The organism is Gordonia sp. NPDC003376, assembly GCF_053589235.1.
In genome coordinates, this window is record NZ_JBSFRM010000004.1 from 258,559 (window position 1) to 277,469 (window position 18,911).

Consider the following 18,911-nt stretch of genomic DNA (forward strand, 5'->3'; position numbering starts at 1 on the left):
CGACCGGTCAACAGCGCGCGATCTGCTGCAGTGCGGTATAGGCGGGTTTCGGTGAGAAGTCGACGTTGGTCAGGCCGAAGTGGTGTTCGATGTTGTTCGGGTCCGTGCCCCGGTCACGGTTGTTGTGGATGATCACCGGCCCGATCAGCGGATCACTCATCGCCCGGCGGATCACCGTGCTGATCGCCTGGGCCTGTGCCTCGGGGCTGACCGCCCGCGACGGGTCGCCCGCGGTGGGGGCACCGAACTCGGTGATCCAGATCTGCTTGCGGCCGTCGCCGTTGCTGTTGATGATGTCGCGGATGATGTCCAGGCGCAGATACGCATTCCAGCCGACGGTCGAGAGGTCGTCGGGCTGGGCCGGATAGGTGTAGGGGTGCATGCCGACGAAGTCCCAGGCGTTGCGCCCACCCAGTGCATACAGCTGCCGGAGGAACGTGGTGGGCGCGATGTTGGTGCCATCGTCGCCGGCCGGGGCGAGCCCACCGGAGACGATTCGGGCGCCGGGGGCCCGCGCGCGGATCGCCAGGGCCGCGTTGACCAGCATCAGGTTGTACTGGAAGACACTGGGTTTGGGCTTGGCGAAGACGATGATGTTGGGTTCGTTCCAGATCTCCCACTCCGAGATCTTGCCGCGGTACCGGGCGGCGGCATCACCGGCGAACCGGGCGAACAACAAGGGGACGGCCGGGAGCGCATGCGGGCTCTGCGCCGCGCCCGGAGACCTGGCCCACGGCGGGGTGGTGAGCACCACACCCAACACGGTGAACCCCTTGGCGACGGCGCGGTTGATGATCCGGTCCGGGATGGTCCAGTCGTACTTCCCGAACCGCTGCTCCACCGCATCCCACTCGACACCGATCCGGATCCAGCGGGCGCCCATGGCGTACATCGCGTCGAGCTCACGGTCGAGGACGTCGTCGGGGAGGGCCATCATCTCCGCGCCACCGGCGAATCCGATCACCTCGTGGGCCCGGCAGGCTCCGGAACCGCCTGGCTCGGACGTGGCCGGGCCGGCGGAGTAGGTGACCGCTGCCACGCCACCGAGGATGAGGGCCACCGCCGACACGATCACGGTCCACCGCAGCACGGGTGTGGTGCTGCGGCGTGTGAGGGACCGCAAGCGGGTCGTGGCGGAGGACATCACGGCTGCATCGTCATTTCGTCGGAGGCGGGGTGCGAGGGAATTCTAGCGTCCGCGGTCCCGGATTCGGGTGGTGAGCGGCGCGGGATGCCCGCCAGGACGGCGACGAACAACCAGGTGTAGACGTCGAGCGGGAAGATCTCCAGGTACGTCGAGACAGAGGATGCCGCGGCGGCGGCCACCACCATCGACCCGATGCCCGCGGCCAGTCCGGCGTCGACGGAGGTGGTGGCCTCGCGGCAGGTGGACACGGCGGAGGCCAACACCACGACCAGGAACACGACGAACAGCCACAGTCCGATCGGGCCGAGTTCGATCAGTAGCTTGAGGTAGTAGTTGTCCGGCTGATACGGGATGCCGAAGGCATACGCCGTGTCGCCGTCGATGCGGGCGCGCAGACTCTCGGGCAGCTGCACCGAACCGCTGACGAGTTTCTCGGCGGCCGAGCCGGATGCGCCGAGTCCTTGCCCGAAAGGATTCTCCAGGATGGAATCCCAGGTGGTCTCCCATCCGCTGGCACGGGTGTTGTAGCTGTCGGAGGACAGCACCGTCGACAGGGTGGCCGGCGGAACCGCCACCAGTGCCAACGGAACCCCGAGGACGGCGCCGATCCCGAGGCCGTACAGCAGCTTGCGATAGCGGATGATGCCCAAGGTGAGCAGGCCCAGCGCCAGACCGAGATAGCTCGCCCGGACCACCGACAGTGCCTGTCCGACCAGGAGCAGCGGAATGCACCAGAAGAAGATCCGGTTGCGCAGCCGCCGCGGCTCGGCCAGTGCCACTGCCGATCCCACCAGGATGGTGATCATCAGGAACAGCCCGTACGGGAACGGCTGATGGAAGGTGCCGAAGCTGCGGAGGAGGTCACCGGCGTTGCGGACCTGTTGCCCGTACTCGTATCCCATCGCCACCAGGGTGTCGACGCCGAGTGCCTGCTGGGCGATCCCGTACGCGGCGTTGATGATTCCGGCCACCATCAGGATCGTGACGAGATGGTCGCGATCGGACGCGGTCAGCGGGGCCAGCCAGGCGATCACGATGATGATCGCGTAGAAGAAGGTGATCTTGACCGGGAGGTAGGCGAGCGCCCCGAAGGCGATCACCGCCGACACCACGCCGATCACGACCAACGCGACCACTGCCGGCCACCACGGAATATTCATGCGTGGCAGTTCATCTCGGCGTGCCCGCGCCAGTGCGCACAGCAGCGTCAGGGCCAGCAGTGCTTCCTTCCACCAGGCCGGCACGGTCCCGTCGGGCAGGAGGATCAGGAGACCGTTGAACGGGGTGAGGGCCGCGGTCAGCAGCAGTCCGCGCTGAGGTCGTCGCCACACGACACACAGTGCCGCGGCCAGCAGCGCGACGGTCAGTACCGTTCCCGCGGCACTCATGTCGCGTCCCGGGGCCGGTGCCGTCCCGGTGCCATGTGTGAGAGGATTGCCCGGTAAGACGGCGTCGACGGCCGATTCGGCCGCCTCAGGGAGGAAGTGACATGCGACCCAGTGTGTCGGTGTGCATCCCGGTCCTGAACGGTTCCCGGACCATCGGCGCCACAATCGAATCGGTCCTCGCGCAGACGTGGACGGACTTCGAACTCGTGGTCGCCGACAACGCCAGCGAGGACGACACCGTCGCCCTGGTCCGGGCGTTCGGCGACCCCCGCATCCGGGTGGTGGCACACACCGAGCGAATGCCCATGGGCGCCAACTGGAATCGTGCAGTGCGCGATTCCGCGACCGACCTCGTCAAGGTGGTCTGCAGCGACGACACGCTCGGCCCGGAGTGCCTGGCGGTCCAGGTGCCGCTGATGGCCGATCCGGACCTGGCGCTGGTGGCCTCGCACTTCGACCTCATCGACGACGACGGGGTGCTGCTGCGAAGCGGTCTCGGGCTGGCCGACCTCGAGGGTCGCGTGTCGTCGGCCGATGCGATGCGTGCCTTCGTCCACCGCATGCCCGACGAGTGCTTCCCGTCGGCGGCTGCCCTGTTCCGGCGCGAACATTTCGATCGCACAACGGGTTTCCGTGACGACTTCGGATACACCCTGGACATCGACCTGTGGCTGCAACTCGTCGCGTTCGGTGACTTCCTCGGCCTCGACGGGTGCCTGGCCGCCAATCGCGCGTCGACGTTCAACGTCTCCAGCACCACCTCGACCCTCGAGAAGGTGCGTGACGTGATGGCCTTCAACCGCTGGGCCGACGCCCACTATCGCAGCCCCGCGGGGTCGTTGCGCCGCAGGGACCGGGTGGCCGGGGACCTCCGCGCGATGTCGTCGATCGCGCACCGCGCGTACAAGCGGGCGACCGGGGCGTGAGCCTGCCACCTCAGACCGACCCCAGCGCGACCTGGTCGAGGTAGATGTCGACGTAGTCGTCGGTCATCCGGCGGACCGTGTACCGCTCGAGTCCGGCATCGGCGTGGGCCACCAACTCGGCACGCGCGGAATCGGAGTCGAGAAGGTGACGGATGGCCTTCTCGAGGCCGGCGGCATCGTCGGCCGGCACCAGCAGGCCCGACTCGCCGTGGTCGAGGGCCTCCGGGATGCCGTCGACGTCGGTGCCGATCACCGGTGTCCCGGTCTCCTTGGCCTCCAACAGGACAAGCGGGAACGGGTCGCGCCGGGACGGGAGGACCAGCATGGTGGCGGCCTTCAGGTATTTGGTGGGCTCACGGTCGAGCCCGGGGAAGTGGATTCGGTCACCGTGCCGCGCCCGCCGGGCCCGGGCGACGAGCTCGGGCCAGTCGTGGTTGCCGACGAACCACAGGGATACGTCCGGGTACTCGTCGGCGAGGCCCTCGAAGGCGGCGACGAGCAGGTCGGGTCCCTTGCGGTGCGAGACCGCTCCGAGAGCCAGGATCATCCGCCCGTCGACCTCCACCGGGTCGATTTCCGACACCGGGCGCCGCCGCGGTGAGCCGAGGACGCCATTGTGTACCACCCGGCGCCGGCGGGCCGGTATGTGTCGGGTGGCCATCGCATCGTCGACGGCCGCACTGACACTCACGGTCATGTCCGCGGCACCCATCAGCGCGGCACCACGCTGGTACTCGTTGTGGACGGTGGTGATCAGCCGGGGACGCGGGGCGCCCCCGCGGGTGCGCAGCTTCGACCAGAAGGCCAGGGCCGCCGGGGTCAGGGTGTGCGAGTGCACGATGTCGGGGTGGGTCCCGTCGAGGATCCGGTCGAGCTCCACGCGTGTGTGGCGCAGCCTGCGGGGGTGCGACGACATCTCGACCGTGTGGTGGACGACGCCGAAACGTTCGACCAGGGAGACGAATTCGCCACCGCGGGAGACGACGTGGACCTCGTGGCCATCGGCGGCCTGGGTGCAGGCGAGATCGACGGCGACGTTGACGATCCCGTTGCCGGTGTCGACGAGCTCGTTGACGAGGTGTGTGATTCTCATGGCCGCTGTGGCCCCTTCGACGGGTCGACCCAGATCGACGACGAATCCGGGTGCTCCCCGTGATCGTGGCCGTTGAGCACGGGGACCAGGGGGAGGTCGGGGGCGGGAGGTTCGGTGTCGTCGTCCCGGGTGGGCCCGATTTCGGATGCCACGGTCTCGGGTGTCGCGGTCTCGGGTGTCGTGACGGGCACGGGTGTCGGGGCGGTCTGGGTCGGGGCCGGTGTCACGATTGGGGCCGGTGTCACGGTCGGGGTCACGGCGACCGGCTGCGGGACGTCGACCTCGGCGTCGACCTCGGCGTCGACCTCGGCGTCGTCGAACGGGATGCGCGGCAACTGGATCGTCTCGCCGTCGTACCAGTGGAGCAGATCGGCGGTCGCCCGATGGGCGATCGGCGCAGCGGGGGATCCGGTGTGTGCCGTCGTCTCGGCCGGCCGGTCGGTGGCGTGGTGATCGGACTCGGGGGTGTCGGCGGCCGGTGCGATCAGGGCCACCCGGCAGGGCAGACCCAACTCGTCGGCGGCGGCCATGGCGGCACGCAACTGGGGCCGGACGGCCTCGTCGCGGATCGCGACCACGACGACCAGCTCCACCGACTCATCGAGGGCGGTGGGCCATTGCGGGTCGAGCGGTGCCACCGACCACGTGCCGAACTCCTTCTCGAGGTCGGTGGCGATGATGGGCGCAGCCTGGGGCGACAGCAGGAACAGCGGCCGGCGGAACGGGCCGATCCGCGTGAGGATCGCGCGTGTGACCGGCGGCAGGGACTCGCCGGATGCGGTGTCCAGCGGAACGCCGGCCCCGGCGGTGAGGCGCGCGGCGTCGCCGGGACGCAGGCGCCTGCCGTACCGACCCCGGATGAAGGCGAGGATCTCGGCGGAGACGATCAGGGCCACCAGGCCCACAAAGACCGCGAGCATCGGCGACTGCGGTGAGATCTGCTGGGCGTCGTGCGGGTCGGGCACCGACAACGCGGACAGTCCGTTGACGCCACCGGCCAGGATGCGGTTGATCTCACCCTGGATGTCCTTGAGCCGCAACACCAGGGCCCCACGGAGTGGATCGTTGCGGCCCATCTTGTCGATGCGATCCTCGAGGTCGGCCTGCTGTTTGCTCTGGGCCTCGATCGCACGGTCGAGTTCCCCGGCCCGCTGGCGTCGCGAGATGCTGTCGAGGGAGGAGATGGTCTGCTGGGTCAACCGGACCGCTTCTTCGCGGGTCGGGGCGACACCGGTCACGTCGAGCAGCAGGGGCGACTTGGTCTCGGAGACGGTGATGGCGCCGGCCACCTCGTCCGCGGTCCACGGGGCGCCGAGAGCCGTCGCGATGGCCTCGTACAGCTCCGACGACGAGGCGAGAGCGATGTAGGGTGCCGAGTTCTGGTAGAGGTACGAGTCGCCGGAGACGATCGGGATCTGGGCGTCGATCTGGGCGGTGGACGTGATCTGGTAGCGCTCCGGCTCGCTCTGTGTGATCGCCAGGGTCGTGCCGCCGGCGATCAGGGCGATCAGGAGTGCGATCGGCAGCACCAGGACGATCTGGCGCAGATGCCCGATGAGATCGGGGCCGGATCGCCGCTCCGGCACGGGGATGTCGGGGCCGGAACCGGAACCGGGGCCGGGGCGCGAAGCCCGCCCGGGGCGTGAGTGGGAACCCATGCTCAACCTCGATGGTCGGGGTCGGGGAGTGCCGATGGAGCGTCGGCCACCGCGGGGAGGCCGGTCCAGTCGGAGATCTCGGTGAGGAATCGCTCCTTGGAGAAGCGTGTCGCGTCGGCGCGGACGACGTCGCGATCGCATCGGCGGGCGATCTCGAGTGCTGCGACGGCTGCGCCGGTGGTGGCCGCGTCGGGATCGATCAGCGCCCCGGTGAGTCCGAGGGTGACGATCTCGGTGGAACCGCCCACATCTGCCGCGATCACCGGCGTACCGAGGGCCATGGCCTCGACGGTGGAGATGCCGAAGTCCTCGGTGCCGAGGAAGACGAACGCGGTGGCACGGGCGTGCAGGGTGTACATCAGGGGATCGCTGACGCGGCCGAGGAAGGTCACATCGGCGTCCAGCTCTGCGGCCAGCGCTTCGAGTTCCGGCTGCAGCGGGCCGCTGCCGGCGAGGACCAGGGGCATGCCGACACGATGAGCGAGGCGGATCGCGAGGTCGAAACGCTTGTAGCCGATCATGCGTCCGACGCAGAACAGGTACTCGCCGGGCAGGGCGTGCACAGTGGCGGCCTCGGTGGCGTCGAGTTCGGCGGTCCAGTCGGTGGTGGTGATGCGTCGGACGTCGACCGGCGGATGGATGACGACCGGGTCGTCGTCCCAGCTGCGTCGGATCCGTTCGGCGACATAGGCGCTGTTGGCGGCCACCGTGCGCGGACCCCGGGCGCCCCAGCGATCGACGGCACGCAGGACCGGGAGCCCGAGTCCACCGAGTTGCTGTGCCCCGCGCGGGTCCAGCTGGGGTTCCCAGATGTAGCGCGCCGGGGTGTGCACATAGATGAAGGACCGGAGTTCGGGCTGGGCACGGAAGAACCGGGCATGGTGGGCGAAGAGATGCGAGCTGATCAGTGCGAAGTCGTAGGAGCCCGGAACCCATTGCCACAGCAGGGGCTGGAAGGGGATCGACAACGCCTTGGTGCGGCGCAGCGGGGTCCGCGACAGCGGGCTCTGGCGGATTCGCGCTCCGGGGAATCGATTCGGTGCATCGTTCCACAGACAGACGATGTCGGCACGTGGGAGGAGTTCCCGGAATGCCTGGACGACCGTCTCAGAGCCGCCGGTCTCCTCGATCCACTCATGGACGATCACGGAGGCGTTGCTACTCAACAGGACTCAGCTTCCTCGGTCGGTGATGGCGGCCCCCCCGACAATGTGTTCCGAACCCGACAGCACCAAGTCGTACGTACCACTGTCATGGGCCGGATCACCGGCCGTCTTCCGACGACTTCTCGATCTTACATGCCTTCTTGCCTGTGTCGACCAGGGTGGTTTCGGTCACATCGGTGGGAAGTGGGGTGACACTCTATGATTGGCGGTCGGTATGTGTGAGGCGCCGACTGCCGTCGTCGCGAACAGGCGGGTGTGATGAGACCGGACGCAGATCTGACCTTCGGCGCGTTGGCGATGCACAGCGGTGGGACCGGTGTGAGTACCTATGCGCGGGAGGCCATGCGGGCGATCGCACAGATCGTGCCAGACCATGTCTCGATGTCGGCGGTCGTGCAGGGTGCGGCGTCGAGCGAGGTGCCGTCGGCCGTGTCCGTCGTGCAGACCCTTGCGAGCAGGGGAATCGTCCGGATGGTGCAGGGCAAACGGCCTCGGGGACGGGGTGGACTGTTCCATGCGCTCGACGTCGACCTGCCGCTCGCCGGGCCGTCGGCCACCGTCGCCACCGTGCACGACCTGTCCGTGGTGGACGTGCCGTGGGCGCACTCTGCGGTGCGCGCACGCGGTGAACAACTCCTGCTGCGCGACAGCCTGCGGCGGGCCGACGCGCTGATCGCGGTGTCGGAGTTCACCGCTGCGCGGATCTGGGAGGTGTACCGGCGGGAAGCCACGGTCACCGAGCTCGCCCCGGGACCGTGGGCGCGGCCGGCATCGCAGGCAGACATCGATCGGGTGCGCGCGACCTACGACCTGCCCGAGCGGTTCATCCTGCAGGTCGGCACCATCGAGCCACGCAAACGTCCGCACCTCGTCGCCGAGGCCGCGCGGGCGCTCGACATCCCGCTGGTCCTGGCCGGACAGGGATCGGACGGACCGCACGCCCCTCGCACGGCGATCGGTCTCGGCTATGCCGATCTCGCCGACCTCCCCGCGCTGTACGGCGCGGCCACCGTAGTGACCTATGCGTCGGTGTACGAGGGTTTCTCGTTGCCGCCGGTGGAGGCGATGGCCTGCGGGGCCACCGTCGTGGCGAGTGCCGTCGGTGCGCTTCCCGACGTGGTCGGCGACGGGGCGGTGCTGGTGTCCGGGACGCGGCTGACCGACTGGACGCGGGTCCTGCGTGGCCTGATCGACGACGCCGACGCACGCGCCGAGCTCGGCGGGGCGGCGATCCGCGCGGCCGGGGCGCTGACGTGGTCGGCGCTCGCCGAGCGGACGGTCGCGGTCTACCGGTCGGCGGGGCTCGCGGCGTGATCAGGTCACGACGCGTGTCGCCGTCGGTGACGGCGGTGCGCGGGTCGGCGCCGGGCACCGGGACGGAAACGGCTGCGCAGACGGGGTCCGACACCCCGGGGTCGGGTACCGCCGACGACTCGCGCCGCGCGATCGGCAACACCGCCGTCATGCTCGGCAGCCGAGTGGCGATCGCCGTGATGGGCTGGGCCGGCACGGTGGTCATGGCGCGTGTCCTCTCCCCGGACGACTGGGGCAAGTTCTCCTTCGTCTTCGGTGTGCTCGGCATGATGTCGATCGTCACCGATCTGGGCGTCGGCCGCGTCGTCCTGGCCCGGCTCGTCGGTGACGACCACGCCGAGATCCGGTCGGTGGCCGCATCGTTCATCGCGCTCCGCACCACTCTCGGACTCATCGGTTACGTCGTCGCCGTCGGGTTCGTGGCGCTCTCCGGTTATCCCTCCGACGTCGTGCTCGCCACGGTGATCGCCGGGTTGGTGGTGGTGCTCGCGACCCCGAGTCACGCGCTGACGGTGTTGTTCCAGAGCCGTCTGCGACTGGGATACGTGGCCGCCGGGGAGATGCTGGCGCAGTCGGTTCAGCTCGCCCTGACCGTCGTGATCGCCCTGACCCAACCGCTGCTGTTGCTGCTGGTGGTGCCGGCGGTGGTCAACGAACTCGTGTCCCTCGTCGTCAAGATCCGGGGACTGCGGCGAGGGCTGACCGGGCCGCGTCCGGGCGGGCGACCCGAGGTGTGGCGCTGGAAGGAGATGCTGCTCGAGGCGGTGCCGCTGAGCATCGGATTCGCGTTCATCGAGGTGACCTCCAAGGTCGACGTGCTCATGCTGGGTCGGCTCGACGACTTCGACGCGGTGGGCCTGTACTCGATCGGATTCAAGTTCTCCGACTTCGTCCTCGTCGCCGCGGCTGCGGTGATCACCCCGTTCACGACGCTGCTGGTGACCGCATGGCCCGGTGACACCGAGGGCTTTCGGCGGGCCACCCGGCAGTCGGTGTCGATCGTGATGGTCCTGTGTGCGGGGGGTCTCGCCGCTCTGTGGCCGGTCACCCGGCCGTTGCTCGAACTGCTCTACGGTGAACGATTCGGTGCGGCGAGCACGTCCACCCAGTTGCTGGTCGCGGCGGGGGTGATGGGCGCGCTGAGCCAGCTCGGCCTGATGGTGCTGGTGGCAGCCGGTCGCCACCGCGTGTATCCGTGGGTGGCGCTGGTGGCCTTGACGATTAACGTGCTCGGCAACCTCTGGCTGATCCCGCGTCACTCCTACGAGGGAGCCGCGTGGGCGATGCTGATCAGCCAGCTGTTCATGCTCCTCGCCGTCGCCGTGGTGGTGCGGATGTCGATTCCGGTTCCGCGGCTGATCCCGGTGACCACGATCGTCGGATCGGTGGCGGTGGCCGCTCTGGTGATCGTGGCCCTGATGGCGGTACCCGGCCTGCGGAGCGTGCCATGGCCGGTCGCGGCCGTCCTGGGTGGTGTCGTCACCGTTGCGGTGATCGTGTCGTCCGGGTGGGCACCCGGCGTCAGCGCCCGCAGCCTGTGGCGGTGGATGACGTCGCGGCGATCCGGGCAGGGGGTGGCGTGAGCACCTCCCGGACGCCCCCGGCGCGCCGGCGGATCGTGTTCGTCGCCCACACCGGGATGATGTCCGGGGCCGAGGCGGTGATGCTGCACCTGACCCGTCTGGCGCTCGCCGACGGGCACCCGGTCGCCGTGGCGTGCCCGGCCGGCCCGCTCGTCGAGGCATTGCCGCCCGGCGTGCGCCACGTCGAGCTGCCCGCCCTCGGACTCGACGGCGGCGGACGCGTGGCCCGTGTCCGAGGCCTGGCGCGCCTGGGGATTCGCTGGATACGGGCGGGACGGACACTGCGGACGGTCTGTCGCGACGACTCCGACGTGGTGGTCAACTCGCTCTTCGCGTTGCCCGCGGTGCGGCTGTCCCGTCTGCCCGGCGGTTGCTCATGGCTGGTGCACGACACCGTGGTCGACGCCAAACGCATGGCGGTGGCCCGCCTGGGTGCGCCGGCGGTCCGGGTCGCGGTCGCGGTGTCGGAGGAGACCGCCAAGCCGCTGCGGCATCTCGGTTTCCGTGTCGTCGTCCGCTACAACGGTGTGCCGGTGGTGTCCGGCGACCGCGATGTCGCCGACGGCCGGCCGGTGGTGGGTGTCCTCGCGAAGCTCACACCGTGGAAAGGGCATCGGGTGCTGCTCGAGGCGATGACCCGGTTGCCCGACGTCGATCTGGAGATCGCCGGGGACTGGTTCCCCGGCGACGCGGCCTACGTCGCCGAGCTCCACACGATCGCGGCGGCACCCGAACTGGCCGGTCGGGTGCGCTTTCTCGGACGTGCCGAGCCCGGGGAGTGCCTGCGTCGGTGGACGGCGCTGATCTCGCCGAGCGTCGCGCCGGAGGCGGGACCGTTGGGTGTGCTGGAGGCGATGAGCGCCGGGTGTCCGGTGATCGGTACCGCGCTCGGCGGCACCGCCGAGTACCTGGCCGACGGGGCCGGGTTGCTGGTACCGCCGGAGGACCCGGCCGCGATCGCCGAGTCGATCGCCACGGTGGTCGCGGATTCGTCGTTGCGGCACCAGCTGTCCGAACGCGGTCGGAAACGGGTACGGGAGTGCCACGACCTTCGTCGTACGGGGCCGGAGATGCTGCAGGCGCTGACCCGGCCGTCTCCCCGGTGATGTGGCCCGGTGACGTGCCCCGATGACGGGTCCTGCCGGCGCCTACCCCGCGGGGTGCGGTCTCAGCTCCGGAACAACGGTGCCGTGCTGCGGTCGGCGACGGTGGGGCCGGCGGGGATGCTCTCGGTCACCGTGAACCGCCACCACATCGGATTCTCGACCACCGTGACCGTCCGGTTCCGCCCGTCGGCCTTCGCCTGGTAGACGCACCGGTCGGCGGTGCCGACGAGCTGATCCACCAGTTCCGGGGTGGACAGTGCCGTCTGCTCCCGGGTGGGGACCACGCGGACGCAGGCCGCGCCGACGCTGATCGTCACCGGCGTCGACTCGGCGACGGCGGCGCGCAGGAGTTCGGCGGCCGCCTCGAGATCCTCGTACCTGCCGAGCGTGCAGAAGATCAGGAACTCCTCGCCACCGAAGCGCGAGATCGCAGCGCCCGGGGGAGCGGCGCGACGCAAGACCTCCGCGGTCTGCAGCAGCGTCCGGTCGCCGACCACGTGACCGTGAATGTCGTTGACCGCCTTGAATCTGTCGATGTCGATGAGGAGCAGTCCGACGAGTCCCTGCGTCGTGTGGATGCCGCCGAGCATCTCGCCGACCTGCGCGAGCAGACCACGCCGGTTCAGGATTCCGGTGAGGGGATCGAGCCCGCTGATGCGCGTCTGTTGCTCCAGCGAGCGGATGAGGGACCTGCGGAGTGCGGAGACCAGGAACAGCGGGACGATGATGAGGCCGATCATGCAACCGGCGCTGATCATGAACCCGGCCGGTGAATCGCTGAGCGCCGCGATGACCAGGAGCGACCCGGCGGTCGCGAAGCCGGCGAGCTGAACGGTCAGCGCCCGGACCGGCGACATCGCCCCGATCGTCGGGATCACCGCACACAGCAGCACCACCGCCTCGCTGGCCCGTGGATCGGCGACGACCACTGCCGTACTGAGGATTCCGGTGATCCCCGCCATGCCCAGGATCGCGAACTCGGTGTCGGTCAGCCGTCGCCGGACCGCGGCGTAGACAAAGATCGAGGTGATGGACACCCAGACCACGACGATCACCGGCCAGGCGCCTTGGCGGACGATGTGTGGGGCCAACACCCACACGCCGGGCAGCGGGAGCACTCCGCCGGTGCTCAGCAGCACCGCCATCGAACGGGCGTCGTAGGCGGACAACGCGTTACGGATTCTGGTCACGTCACCATTCCTGATGGTGTGGGCACCTGGCGCGGGCGCCCCGCCGCCGCCAGTGGATGTCTGGTCAGCGATTTGTGTCATCAAAATCGCTGATGTCGAATTCTAAACCAGAAATCGGTCCTGTGCTGTATGGCCTGGGTCACACTACAAATGTCATTGGTGAGCGGGTGATGAATTCGTGTCGTGCGTGGCTCATATTTGTCCATGATTCGACTTGGTGTTCGGGGCGGAACTGGGCATAGTGAACTGCGCGACGTCGTGCGTTGTTCATTCCACTGTGGAGCCCCAAAGGCGGTTTGTTTCTTTGCGTGTAAGAGTCGGCGATAAACACATCGGGGGTTTTCAATGTAGAACAGTGTGGGTCGAATGATCCAATTGATGGGGCACCCGAAGGACGGCCGACGAGATGACGATGCGTGCGAGGACGGGCCGACGATCACCGGGATGGTCGCGGAGCCCGGTGGCGATGGCTGAGCGCGGGGCGCCGACGAGATGGTGGCGTCTGGCCGTCTCGCGCAGCCGGACCGATCCGACCCTGATCACCCTCGACTTCGGGCTTCTGCTCCTGATCGCCGTCGTCACGAGCGCCGACCGTGGGCGGGTCACCCTGACGTTGAGCGTGCTCGGCGTGGTGCTCACCGTGTGGATCCTGGCCGCTGCCGGTCTGTACCGGCCGCGGATCACCGTCTCGGCGCTCGACGACCTGCCACGACTGGGCGCATGGTCGATCATCGTCTCGGGTGTGTTCTTCGCGCTGGTGCGGTCGGGTGTCAGCTTCACGCGGGCCACCCAGTACGCGCTGTTCGTCTTCGTGGCGCTGTTCTGTGTGCGTGTCGTCTACTACGCGCTGTTGCGGCGGCGTCGCCGCAACGTCCGGCACCGGCGTCGGCTCGCGGTGATCGGTGACGGGGTGGTGGCCGCCGAGCTCGTCCGCAGCGCGCGGTCGTTTCCCGGCCTCGGGCTCGAGGTGGCCTGCATCGTCAGCGACGACCCGATGCCGTTGCTGTACGACACGGGTGTGCCGATCGAGTCGGGGCCGGGCGACATCGCCGATCTGGTGTCGCGCCTGGGCGTCGACACCCTCGTCGTGGCCTTCAGCAGTACCCCGGACTCGGCGCTGGTCCAGCCACTTCGGGGCTGCGACGAGCTGGACTGCGAGATCTATCTGGTGCCCAGGCTCTTCGAGTTCACCCGACTCACCCCGGGAATGGACCGGATCCACACGATCCCGCTGGTGCACATCCGCCGTGACGCACTGCGCACCTGGCACTGGCAGTCCAAGCGGGCCTTCGACCTGGTGATGGTGACCCTCGCCCTGATCCTGGTGGCACCCCTGATGGCGATCATCGCGACCGCCGTCCGGCTGGACTGCGGTGACGCGCCGGTGATCTTCCGGCAGCAGCGCATCGGACGCAACGGGGTGCTGTTCGACGTCCTCAAGTTCCGGTCGATGCGCCCGGTGCCCGCGACCCGCTCCGATGTGGAGTGGCAGCCGGCCGACGTCGATCGGATCAGCCGGCTCGGTGCGTTCCTGCGCAAGACCTCACTCGACGAACTGCCGCAGCTGTGGAATGTCATGCGTGGTGAGATGTCGATCGTGGGACCGCGTCCGGAACGGCCGCATTTCGTCGAACAGTTCGTCGGCACCGTGCACGGGTACGTGGATCGGCACCGGGTTCCGGTGGGCCTGACCGGCTGGGCCGCGATCAACGGGTTGCGCGGCGACACGAGTATCAGTGACCGCGCCCTCTACGACAATTACTACATCGAGAATTGGAGCATCTGGCTCGACACCAAGATCATCGTCCGCACGGTGGGGTCGGTGGTGCGGGGCACGGGTCGTTGAGTGGTCGGGCGTTGGCGCTCCGATATCTACTGTGATCAGATTTACTCGTCCGAGCGCTTCCCGGTGTCATTGTCCTTTCGTCGAACCCGATCGAGCGCCCCGGCGGAAAATCCGACACTCCTGTGTTAGCGTTCGATACGTCGCGTTCACGAAATCGAATATATGCGTATGGAGCCATTCCCTGCGCGGACGGGAGAGCTTGAGTCGATGACCTGCCGCCTCTGTGGCTCGTCGGACCTGCGCAGCATTCTCGATCTGGGGGCCACGCCCCCGTGTGAACGCTTCTTGACCCTTGCCGGTCTCGACGAGGCCGAGCCGACCTTTCCCCTTCATCTCCGACTGTGTGAGCACTGTCTGCTGTTGCAGATCCCGGCGCTGATCACGCCGGAGGACACGTTCACCGAGTACGCATACTTCTCGTCGTACTCGGACTCATGGGTGGCCCACGCCCGCACCTTCGTCGACGACGCGAGGAGCCGGGTGGGGCTGGACGGCAGATCGTTCGTGGTGGAGGTCGCGAGCAACGACGGCTACCTGCTGACGCACGTCGTCGACGCCGGAATCGATTGCCTCGGAATCGAACCGTCGGTCAACGTCGGTGCCGCCGCCCGGGCAAAGGGCGTGCCCACCGAGACCGCGTTCCTCGACGAGGAACTCGCTGCCCGGGTCCGTACGGAGCACCGGCCCGCCGACCTCGTCGTCGCCAACAACGTCTATGCCCACATCCCGGACCTGCTCGGCTTCACCCGGTCGCTGCGTACCCTGGTGGCCGACGACGGGTGGGTCAGCATCGAGGTCCACCACGCGCTGAACCTGGTGACCCTGGGCCAGTTCGACACCATCTATCACGAGCATTTCCAGTACTACACGGTGCTCAGCGCGTCACGGGCGCTCGCGACCGCGGGGCTGATCGTCGTCGACGTCGAGATGCTCTCGACCCACGGTGGGTCCATCCGGCTGTGGGCCCGGCCCGAAGGTGTCGCCGGTGAGCCGGGAGATGGTGTCGCACAAGCGCTGTCGCTGGAGCGGGAGGCCGGGTTGCACGAGGTGTCGGGATACCTGGACCTGCAGGCGAAGGCCGAAGCCGTCCGCCAGGACCTGCTCCGGTACCTGCTCGACCGGCGCGCCGAGGGCAAGCGGGTGGTCGGCTACGGCGCACCCGGCAAGGGCAACACGCTGCTCAACTACTGCGGCATCCGGCCCGACCTGCTCGAGTACACCGTCGACCGCAACCCCTACAAACACCGACGATTCACCCCCGGGACCCGGATCCCGATCCACGACCCGGGGCGCATCGCCGAGGACCGGCCCGACGTGATCGTCGTCCTCCCATGGAATCTGGAGACCGAGATCACCGCGCAACTGGGATATGTGGGCGAGTGGGGTGCCGAACTGGTGTACCCGCTGCCGCAGGTGCGGACGGTGTCGGTGTCGCTCACGGCAACTGGAGGTCGATGACATGAAGGTCGTGTTGTTCTGTGGCGGCTACGGGATGCGGATGCGCAACAGCGGCGACGACGCGGTCCCGAAGCCGATGCAGATGGTGGGCTCGCGTCCGCTGATCTGGCATGTGATGCGCTATTACGCCCACTTCGGTCACACCGAGTTCATCCTGTGCCTGGGGTACGGGGCCAACCACATCAAGGACTATTTCCTCGACTACCGCGAGACCGCGTCGAACGACTTCGTGATGGCCGACGGGCGGGTGGAACTGCTCTCCTCCGACATCAGCGAGTGGTCGATCACCTTCGTGGACACCGGGATCGAGTCGGCGATCGGCGAGCGTCTGCGTCGCGTCCGGCAGTACCTCGGCGACGACGAGTACTTTCTGGCGAACTACGCCGACGTGCTCACCGATGCGCCGCTCAACGACATGATCGACGAGGTGAAGCGCAACGGGGCCGCGGCATCGATGATGTTGGTGCCCCCGCAGTCGTCGTTCCATTGCGTGGAGGCCACCGAGGACGGGGTGGTCACCGCGATCACCCCGGTGTCGGAGTTCCCGATCTGGGAGAACGGCGGGTTCTTCGTTCTCACCCCGGAGATCTGGGCGCACCTGCCGGAAGGCGGAGACCTCGTCGCGGACGTGTGCGGGGCCCTGACCGGGCAGGGGCGGTTGTACGCCTACCGGCACCTCGGTTTCTGGAAGCCGGCCGACACGTTCAAGGAACGCGCCGAGCTCGACGCCCGCTACCATCGAGGGGATCGGCCCTGGATGCTCTGGGAGACAGACGAATCGGGCTTCGGCGAGACGAGTTCCGGCGCGTTGCCCCGATGATCGGGCTGACCGCCGCGGGTGTCGACGAGGTGGCGCTGCTCGCCGCTCACTGCGACGACATCCCGATCGGGATGGGCGCCACCCTGCTGACCGCGGCCCGGGACAACCCGGGGCTGCGGGTACGCGCGCTGGTGCTCACCGGCGGGGGGACCGCGCGGGAGACCGAGGAACGCGTGGCGCTCGAGGCGTTCTGTCCCGGCGCGCAGGTCGAGGTGACCGTGCTCGACTTCCCCGACGGCCGGACCCCGGCCCGGTGGGATGCGGTGAAGGACGCGCTCGGCGCGTTCCGTCGCGGCGTCGATCCGCAGCTGGTGTTCGCCCCGCACCGTCACGACGCGCACCAGGACCATCGGCTGGTCGCCGAACTGGCGCCCACCGAGTTCCGCGACCACCTCATCCTGGGCTACGAGATCCTCAAGTGGGAGACCGACACTCCCACACCCACCGTCTTCCACCCGGTGACCGAGGACGTCGCGCGCGAGAAGGTCCGGCTGCTGCACGAGCACTATCCGTCGCAGGTGGCACACGACTGGTTCGACGAGGAGTCGTTCCTCGGCCTGTCCCGGCTGCGGGGCGTCCAGTGCCGCAATCGGCACGCCGAGGCCTTTGTGCTGGAGAAGGCAACCGTGAGATTCGGAGGACAATGACATGCGCGTGCTGGTGACCGGCCATCAGGGCTATCTGGGAACCGTGATGGTGCCGATGTTGCAGGCGACCGGCCACGAGGTGGTGGGTCTGGACAACGGATACTTCGCCGAGTGCGTGCTCGGTCCGGTACCCGACGATCCGCCGATCGTCGACGGTGATCTGCGTGACGTGACCGTCGAGCAGCTCACCGGGTTCGACGCGGTGATCCACCTGGCGGCCTTGTCCAACGATCCGCTGGGCGCCTTGGATCCCGAGATCACCTACGACATCAACCATCACGCGTCTGTGCGTCTGGCCCGGGTGGCCAAGGAGGCCGGAGTGGGTCGCTTCCTGTACGCCTCGACCTGCTCGGTGTACGGCGCCGCCGGCGACGGTCTGGTCGCCGAGGACGCCCCGCTGCACCCGCTGACCCCGTACGCGGTGAGCAAGGTCCGCGTCGAGGACGATGTGGCGGCCCTGGCGGATTCCGGCTTCGTGCCGGTGTTCCTGCGGAACGCGACGGCCTTCGGCTTCTCGCCCCGCCTCCGTGCGGACATCGTGCTGAACAATCTGGTGGGGCATGCGGTGCTCACCGGCGACGTGCGGGTGTTGTCCGACGGAACCCCATGGCGCCCTTTGGTTCACGCGCAGGATATCGCGCGCGCCTTCATCGTGTGTCTGACCGCGCCGGCCACCACGATCAGTGCTCGCGCCTACAACGTCGGGACCGAGGACAACAACCTGACCGTGGCCGAGATCGCGGAGTCGGTGGCGCAGACCGTGCCCGGCTCGGCCCTGGTGATCACCGGCGAGAGCGGCCCCGACCCACGGTCGTATCGCGTCGACTTCTCCCGTGCCAGAGATGAACTCGACTACACCGCGGTGTGGACCATCCCGGCGGGTGCCGAGGAACTGTACAAGGCCTACACGGCCTACGGCCTCACCGCTGACGCGTTCACGCACCGTTTCACCCGCCTGGCACGGCTGGAGGAATTGCGTGGTGCGGGCCGGCTCGACGCGACGATGCGGCGGATCACCGCAGGTGCGTGAGGAGTTCGCCCCAGCTACCCGCGGCGATGTCGCGCGGCGAGACCACGCCCACCGGCATCGGCCAGGCGATGGCGAGTTCGGGGTCGTCGTAGGCGACCCCGAGGTCTTCGGTGGGGTCGTGCGGCCGGTCGATCCGATAGCAGACATCGGCCTCGACGAGCGCCTGGAAACCGTGCAGGAAACCCGGCGGGATGTACAGGTGGTGGAAATCGGCGTCGTCGAGCCGGAATGCCTGCCGGCGACCGAACGTCGGGGAATCCGGACGGATGTCGACGAGGACGTCGTGGATCGCCCCGCGGGCACACCGCACCAGCTTGGCCTCTCCGCGTCCGGCACGGCCGTGCATGCCGCGGATCACCCCGGCCGCCGACCGCGACTGCGAGTCCTGGACGAAAGTTGCTGCCGTACCAGGCTTCCCGAGGTGGGCGTCGAAGATCCCGGCGTCGAAGGTACGGGTGAACAGTCCGCGGTCGTCCCGATGCGGTCGGGGGATCAGCAGCAGGACGTCGGTCAGCTCGGTGGTCTCGATACGCACGAGG

General features: G+C 68.5%; 16 protein-coding genes. 9 read left to right on the plus strand and 7 right to left on the minus strand.

Annotation, left to right across the window (positions count from 1 at the left end; translation table 11 throughout):
- Window positions 1–7: 7 nt before the first annotated feature.
- The gene (locus ACWDUA_RS06830) at window positions 8–1,144 is read right to left on the minus strand and encodes a beta-xylosidase (protein WP_449750250.1); all 1,137 of its coding nucleotides are present in this window, start codon (window positions 1,142–1,144) and stop codon (window positions 8–10) included.
- The gene (locus ACWDUA_RS06835; protein WP_449750251.1) at window positions 1,144–2,535 is read right to left on the minus strand and encodes an O-antigen ligase family protein; all 1,392 of its coding nucleotides are present in this window, start codon (window positions 2,533–2,535) and stop codon (window positions 1,144–1,146) included. Before ACWDUA_RS06835 ends, ACWDUA_RS06830 begins: the two co-directional genes overlap by 1 nt.
- Before the next feature lie 101 nt (window positions 2,536–2,636).
- On the opposite strand from ACWDUA_RS06835, the gene ACWDUA_RS06840 reads away from it, so the two are divergent.
- Window positions 2,637–3,461 (plus strand): glycosyltransferase family 2 protein, encoded by an 825-nt coding sequence (locus tag ACWDUA_RS06840; protein WP_449750252.1) that lies wholly within the window; start codon window positions 2,637–2,639, stop codon window positions 3,459–3,461.
- Between the two features lie 10 nt (window positions 3,462–3,471).
- Here the strand turns inward: ACWDUA_RS06840 and ACWDUA_RS06845 are convergent, their stop codons facing one another.
- From ACWDUA_RS06845 to ACWDUA_RS06855, 3 genes are read right to left on the minus strand one after another with little or no spacing between them, the layout of a single operon-like run.
- On the minus strand, window positions 3,472–4,554 hold the full coding sequence (locus ACWDUA_RS06845; protein ID WP_449750253.1) for a glycosyltransferase family 4 protein: 1,083 nt from the start codon (window positions 4,552–4,554) through the stop codon (window positions 3,472–3,474).
- Window positions 4,551–6,212, minus strand: a complete 1,662-nt coding sequence (locus ACWDUA_RS06850) for a hypothetical protein (protein WP_449750254.1) — start codon at window positions 6,210–6,212, stop codon at window positions 4,551–4,553. Before ACWDUA_RS06850 ends, ACWDUA_RS06845 begins: the two co-directional genes overlap by 4 nt.
- Before the next feature lie 2 nt (window positions 6,213–6,214).
- Window positions 6,215–7,378, minus strand: coding sequence for a glycosyltransferase (locus ACWDUA_RS06855; RefSeq protein ID WP_449750255.1), 1,164 nt, complete (start codon window positions 7,376–7,378; stop codon window positions 6,215–6,217).
- 258 nt (window positions 7,379–7,636) lie between these two features.
- Here ACWDUA_RS06855 and ACWDUA_RS06860 point away from each other — a divergent pair, with 258 nt between their 5' ends.
- Genes ACWDUA_RS06860 through ACWDUA_RS06870 form a run of 3 tightly spaced genes read left to right on the plus strand, consistent with a single transcriptional unit; the run spans window position 7,637 to window position 11,381 of the window.
- Complete coding sequence (locus tag ACWDUA_RS06860; RefSeq protein WP_449750256.1) at window positions 7,637–8,692, plus strand: glycosyltransferase family 4 protein; 1,056 nt, start codon at window positions 7,637–7,639, stop codon at window positions 8,690–8,692.
- 14 nt (window positions 8,693–8,706) lie between these two features.
- Complete coding sequence (locus ACWDUA_RS06865) at window positions 8,707–10,275, plus strand: flippase (protein WP_449750257.1); 1,569 nt, start codon at window positions 8,707–8,709, stop codon at window positions 10,273–10,275.
- Entirely contained in the window at window positions 10,272–11,381 is a 1,110-nt protein-coding gene (locus tag ACWDUA_RS06870; RefSeq protein ID WP_449750258.1) for a glycosyltransferase family 4 protein, read from the plus strand. Before ACWDUA_RS06865 ends, ACWDUA_RS06870 begins: the two co-directional genes overlap by 4 nt.
- A gap of 62 nt (window positions 11,382–11,443) precedes the next feature.
- Here ACWDUA_RS06870 and ACWDUA_RS06875 read toward each other — a convergent pair whose 3' ends face one another.
- Window positions 11,444–12,571, minus strand: coding sequence for a diguanylate cyclase (locus tag ACWDUA_RS06875; RefSeq protein ID WP_449750259.1), 1,128 nt, complete (start codon window positions 12,569–12,571; stop codon window positions 11,444–11,446).
- A 466-nt stretch (window positions 12,572–13,037) separates the two neighbouring features.
- Between ACWDUA_RS06875 and ACWDUA_RS06880 the strand changes: the two genes are divergently transcribed.
- From ACWDUA_RS06880 to ACWDUA_RS06900, 5 genes are all read left to right on the plus strand, one after another.
- Window positions 13,038–14,417 carry an exopolysaccharide biosynthesis polyprenyl glycosylphosphotransferase gene (locus ACWDUA_RS06880; RefSeq protein ID WP_449750260.1) on the plus strand — a complete coding sequence of 460 codons (1,380 nt, stop codon included), beginning with the start codon at window positions 13,038–13,040 and terminating at the stop codon, window positions 14,415–14,417.
- Window positions 14,418–14,624: 207 nt separating this feature from the next.
- The gene (locus tag ACWDUA_RS06885) at window positions 14,625–15,875 is read left to right on the plus strand and encodes a methyltransferase domain-containing protein (RefSeq protein ID WP_449750261.1); all 1,251 of its coding nucleotides are present in this window, start codon (window positions 14,625–14,627) and stop codon (window positions 15,873–15,875) included.
- A gap of 1 nt (window position 15,876) precedes the next feature.
- Window positions 15,877–16,695 (plus strand): glucose-1-phosphate cytidylyltransferase, encoded by an 819-nt coding sequence (locus ACWDUA_RS06890; RefSeq protein WP_449750262.1) that lies wholly within the window; start codon window positions 15,877–15,879, stop codon window positions 16,693–16,695.
- Window positions 16,692–17,342 carry a PIG-L deacetylase family protein gene (locus ACWDUA_RS06895; RefSeq protein ID WP_449750263.1) on the plus strand — a complete coding sequence of 217 codons (651 nt, stop codon included), beginning with the start codon at window positions 16,692–16,694 and terminating at the stop codon, window positions 17,340–17,342. The genes ACWDUA_RS06890 and ACWDUA_RS06895 overlap by 4 nt, the downstream gene beginning before the upstream one ends.
- Window position 17,343: 1 nt before the next feature.
- Window positions 17,344–18,372, plus strand: a complete 1,029-nt coding sequence (locus tag ACWDUA_RS06900; RefSeq protein WP_449750264.1) for an NAD-dependent epimerase/dehydratase family protein — start codon at window positions 17,344–17,346, stop codon at window positions 18,370–18,372.
- Here ACWDUA_RS06900 and ACWDUA_RS06905 read toward each other — a convergent pair.
- Entirely contained in the window at window positions 18,356–18,907 is a 552-nt protein-coding gene (locus ACWDUA_RS06905) for a dTDP-4-dehydrorhamnose 3,5-epimerase family protein (protein WP_449750265.1), read from the minus strand. The two genes, ACWDUA_RS06900 and ACWDUA_RS06905, sit on opposite strands and share 17 nt — an antisense overlap.
- Window positions 18,908–18,911: the final 4 nt, after the last annotated feature.